2 protein-coding genes and 1 pseudogene are annotated in these 4991 nt (G+C 61.5%); 1 reads left to right on the top strand and 2 read right to left on the bottom strand.

The window, feature by feature from the left end:
* The first annotated feature begins 170 nt into the window (after positions 1 to 170).
* Positions 171 to 2654, top strand: coding sequence for a TonB-dependent receptor domain-containing protein (locus IL54_RS02425; RefSeq protein WP_004212907.1), 2484 nt, complete (start codon positions 171 to 173; stop codon positions 2652 to 2654).
* A gap of 727 nt (positions 2655 to 3381) precedes the next feature.
* Here IL54_RS02425 and IL54_RS02420 read toward each other — a convergent pair.
* Positions 3382 to 4500: a glycerophosphodiester phosphodiesterase gene (locus IL54_RS02420; protein ID WP_004212909.1), complete on the bottom strand. Its 1119-nt coding sequence runs from the start codon at positions 4498 to 4500 to the stop codon at positions 3382 to 3384.
* A pseudogene (locus IL54_RS02415) lies at positions 4500 to 4991 on the bottom strand (TonB-dependent receptor); the annotation flags it as partial. The pseudogene IL54_RS02415 and the gene IL54_RS02420, both read right to left, overlap by 1 nt.

Here is a 4991-nt window from a genome sequence, read left to right as displayed (position 1 = left end):
CAATGATCTGCTGACCGCATTGCATGCGTCGTTCGGCATCCGATCGCAGCGCAGCGAAAATGGAGCCATTACCCTCACGGCCGGCTGATAATTTTTTTGCAGCTGCGATAGAGGTCGTGCCGCGCCCACCCATCCCATCCTCCGAGAGACGCTTCCATCGGAGGGCAATAATGAGTTTTCATGTCGTCGCACTACCCTTGATCCTCGCCGCGGCGCCCGCCAGTGCCGCGAGCGATCGCGCTATCGCCTTCAACATCCCGGCGCAGAATATGGCGACGTCGCTGAACGAGTTCGGTCGGCAGGCCGGCGTGCAGATGGTCTTCCCCTATGACGCCATCGCCGGTCGCCGCTCGATCGCGCTCAAGGGGCGCTTTTCCCGTGCCGAGGCGCTGCGCCGCCTGATCGCCGGACGAGGCGTGGCCATTTCCTACGAGGGCGCGGCGATGATCTCGCTCGCCGTCGCCAAGGCGCCGACCGAATTGTCGGCTGCCGAAGCGGGGGCGGGCGTTGCGGGTGGCGGTGACATCATCGTCACCGCGCAAAAGCGGGTCGAAGACCTGTCGAAAGTACCGCAGGCGATCACCGTCGTTTCGGGCGTGGAAGCGGCAGAACGCAAGATTACCGATTTCGCCAGTCTGGTCGATGAAGTACCGGGCCTGTCGATCAACTACAGCACGGGCGGCGAAAGCTATGGCCTGCTGACCATCCGCGGGATCGGCGGCGCCGACGACTACAAGCCCAATGGCAGCCCGTCGGTCGCCCTTCATGTGGACGGCGTCTATCAAAGCTCCAACGCCTATCTCGGCATGCCTCTGTTCGATCTGGAGCGGATCGAGGTGCTGCGTGGGCCGCAGGGCACTCTCTATGGCCGCAACACCACGGCCGGCGTCGTCAACGCGATCACGCGCGGCGGCCGCGACACGTTCGACGGCTATGCCGATGTGCGTTATGGCAGCTATGACAGCCTGCGCGCGGAAGCGGCGATCGGCGGTCCGGTCAGCGACAATATGCGCGTGCGACTGGCAGTGATGACCGATCAGGGCGGCGGCTTCATGAACGGGAAGGGCGCGGGCGATCTGGCGGGCGCGCAACTGAGCGTCGGCGGCGTGGTCCAGAGACAGGTGCCTGCGATCAACGATCCGGGCGCACGCAAGGGCTTTGGCGACAAGGATCTGTTCGCCGCGCGCGGTACGGTGGATATCGATTTCGGTCCAGATACCAGTCTGACGCTGAAGGCCTTTGCCAGTCGCGACCGTGGCGATGCCCGTCAATATGACCGCATCAGCGCAGCGGAGGACAGCAGTGTTCTCAATGCCGGCGAAGATAAAGACCCCTACAGCTTCTATTCGCGGGCCTATTTTCAGCAACGGATCGACATCAAAGGCGCGTCCGCACAATTTTCGCACCTGCTGAACGATGCCACCCGCTTCGACATGGTCGCCGGCTGGCAGTCGAGCCAGCGCAATATCGGCGGCAATGGCGATGGCACGCCCTATCCCCAATATGAATATCTGTTCGATGAAGATCTGAGCCAGGCATCGCTCGAAATGCGCCTGCGCAACGAGCAGCAGGGGCGTTTCAACTGGTTGATCGGCGGCTTCTACATGAGCGACAAGATCGACTATCAGAGCCAATGGACCAGCTGGGCCGCGCGGACCATATATCATAATGTCCATAATCAGCGCCGCCGTAGCGCCGCGCTGTTCGGTCAGGCTGATTATGAGTTGTTGCCCAAGATCAAGCTGACGCTGGGCCTGCGCTATACCAAGGACGATGTGGATTCGCAGGGCCGCAACATCGACGATAACCCTTGGGGCATATCCAATTACGCCACATTTTTCGCGACGACGCCCAATTTTCAGTGGGACAAGCAGTTCAAGGATGACGACCTGTCCGGCCGTGCTGCCGCGCAGTGGTTCATCACCGACGATTTGAATGTCTTCGCGTCGGTCGCGCGCGGCTATCGTTCGGGCGGCTTTGATGGCACGTCGATCATGACGCTGGCCGAGACGGAGCCGTTCCAGTCCGAGACGGTCTGGGCTTATGAAGCGGGCGTGCGTTATTATAAAGGGCCGATCCGTCTGTCGCTTGACGCCTTCGCCAATGATTTCGACAATCTTCAGGCGACGACGCGCCTCGACAATGACACCAACGGCCGCACTAATGTCGGTAAGGCCAAGACCCGCGGCTTCGAAGCCGCACTGGACGTCAACCTGCTGAACAGCGGCGGGCACAAACTCGATTTCGACGCATCGGGCACCTATCTCTATTCGAAGATCACCGAGTTTAATTCCAACCGCATCGCCGATGTGACCGCGACTGTCGGCGATCCGCTGCCCGGTGCGCCGAAATGGACCGGTCGGGTCGGCCTCGTCCACAGCTACAGATTCGGTGATGGCTGGGTGCTAAAGAGCCGCGCCAACATCTTCCATCATGGCAAGGAATCGAACCGCCTGAACGCGGTCGTCGGCAACACCTCGCCGGCTTACACGCTGCTCAATGCCCGGATCGAGCTGGAATCGCCGCATGGCTGGTCGATCTATGCCATGGGCCGAAACATCACGGACGAAGTCTATTATCCCGAAATGAACGGCGCGTCGCGTATGGTCGGTGCGCCCGCCACCTATGCGATGGGCGTTCGCATGAGCTTCTAAAAACCGGCCGAAGGTGGCTCCGCTTATGCGGGGCCTCCAGCCTTCGGGTCGCCCGGTGAGGCGCCATCTGCCAATGCCTTGGCAGGTGGCGCCTTGTCATTATGGCGCATTTGTCCTGACGGGTAGAAGAGATCGGTCGATATCGGCAGCCAAACGGGCCGGAGGTAGCGCTAGGTGACGAGGCGGCTTCATTGCCGACGCCTATCCATCACCGTGGCAGCTTCAGATGGCATGGATCACCGCAGGCTGAAAGCGACGAGGATCGTCAGCTCGACGACATCAGGCTCTCGGCGGGAATTGCCGGCAGGGGCTGGGCACGTATGAGCATATCGAGTGCGGCCTGATCCAGGTCGAAAGATCACGATTCCCCGACGATAGCAGAGGATGGCACCATGCGGACGCGGTTCACGCCGAAGCATATATGGGCGGTGCCCTGCTGACGAATTGCACGGGCGCGGGCCGGGTTCCAGATGCACTAGGATCAGGCTTTCCCAATCAGGCCTGACGTGACTGGAAAGCCGATCGACGTTGGGAGCAACTGCGCGCGCCGGCTCGGGTGGCGCAACCAACGGCTGCAATTCGACCACAAGCGGCGCGAAGATCCGAAACTGCGATCGGGCTTGCAGATGGTCAAGAGAAGTGGACTTGCTGTGGCTGGCCAGTCCAGATGGCGATCAAATGACCGGTAGAGGTGAATTTGGAATAGGCAGTTTTTATTCTCTCTATCCTAGGAAATCGCACGCCGTCCCAAAGCCGGATCGTCTGTGAAGATCGCATCGACACCCGTTGCAAGATAGCGCTGCATCTCTGCAATGCTGCCTTCTTCGTTGCGCGCGGAAACGCCTTTGTCGCTGCGAAAATCGGCGGCCAGGAACTGATTTTCCGGGCGGAAGGTCCAGATGCTGACGAGAAGGCCCGCCGCATGTGCGGCATCGACGAGCCCCGTGGGTTTTGTCAGGCGCTGATCCTCGTCCACAGGAATGATCATCCGGACATGGGGCGCAAGATAATCTGCATAGCTGGCGATTTCGGAAAGACCTGCGGGCGTCAGCATATCGCGATAGAAGCGCTTGTTGCCCGCCGCCTGCACATCGGCCGGCATCTGGGCCGGGTCGCCGATCAACTGGGCCAGCTGGATGTTGGGATAGGCGCCGATCCTGCCGCGCAACGCGCGTAGATTAGCGACCTCGAACGACTGGATGGCGAACGGCGCGCGTTGCAGATAGGCGCTCTTGCCGATGATATCGATCAGCCGCTGCTCCTGTTGCAGGCCGATGCCTGCGAAATAGGTGGAATGCTTGATCTCCGGGATCAGGCCGATGGTCCGGCCGCGCGCGGCGGATTCGGCCGCCACGAAATCGGCGATTTCCTCCATCGACACGATCTGGAATGCGCCGTCATAGGATTGGCTTTCGGGCCGTATGGCGCCCAGCCGCTCTTTCGCGCGTAACGTCTTGAGTTCCGCGAAGGTGAAATCCTCCGTGAACCAACCTTCCTGTCGCTCGCCGTCGATCGTTTTGACCGTCTTGCGCGCGGCAAAATCGGCCCGGGCGGCAACGTCGCTGGTTTCCGCGATATTATTCTCGTGCCGCGCGACCAGCACGCCGTCCTTCGTAGCGACCAGGTCAGGCTCGACATAGTCGGCCCCGTCTTGGATCGCCTTGGCATAGGCGGCAAGCGTATGTTCTGGGCGCAGCGCCGATGCGCCGCGATGGGCGATGAGCAGCGGCGGACCCTTGCGACGGGCAGGGGCGGCGATCGCTGCCCCCACATCCGTCGCAAATGCGGCGGTCAGGCCGGCACCCGCCTGAAGCAGCGAACGGCGGGATACCGACCTGTCCTGCATCAGTAGTTCACCGACAATGTGGCGAACCACTGGCGCGGCGGGATTGGGTAGACATTGTAATTGTTGGTGTTCGCACTCGCCTGCACCGTCGATGCACCCGTCGTGTCGAACAGGTTGGTGACGTTCAGGCTGATCTCCGCCTTTTGCAGGCCGACCATGCTGGCGGGCAGGCGATAAGCGATCCGGGCGCTGGCCTGGAACACCGACTTGACCGATGCATCGTTGGTGAAGGTGGTGACACGGCGGCCGACATAGTCGCCGATCATCTGGGCATCGAAATCGCCGAGCGTCAGCGTCGCAACCGTCTTGTTCATCCACTTCGGGCTGACAGGGATCAGCTTGCCGCCGGTGGGCACGACGCCGCCCACGGTCGCGATGCCGCCGATCCGCGTGCCAGTCGCGGCGCCAGTGATAGTGCTATAGTCGCTGTCGTAGATGGAGCGGTTGTAGGACACGGCGTTGTAGAGCGAGAAGACCTGCCCGAAGCGCAG

It is taken from the genome of Sphingobium sp. ba1 (assembly GCF_000743655.1).
Lineage (GTDB): Bacteria > Pseudomonadota > Alphaproteobacteria > Sphingomonadales > Sphingomonadaceae > Sphingobium.
The sequence above is the reverse complement of the archived record's forward strand: the minus strand, read 5'-3'. Positions and strand labels throughout refer to the sequence as shown.

Bases quoted from the DNA above. Each gene is read 5' to 3' on its own strand.
- IL54_RS02425 (WP_004212907.1), top strand. From the start codon at position 171: ATGAGTTTTCATGTCGTCGCACTACCCTTGATCCTCGCCGCGGCGCCC.
- IL54_RS02420 (WP_004212909.1), bottom strand. From the start codon at position 4,500: ATGCAGGACAGGTCGGTATCCCGCCGTTCGCTGCTTCAGGCGGGTGCC.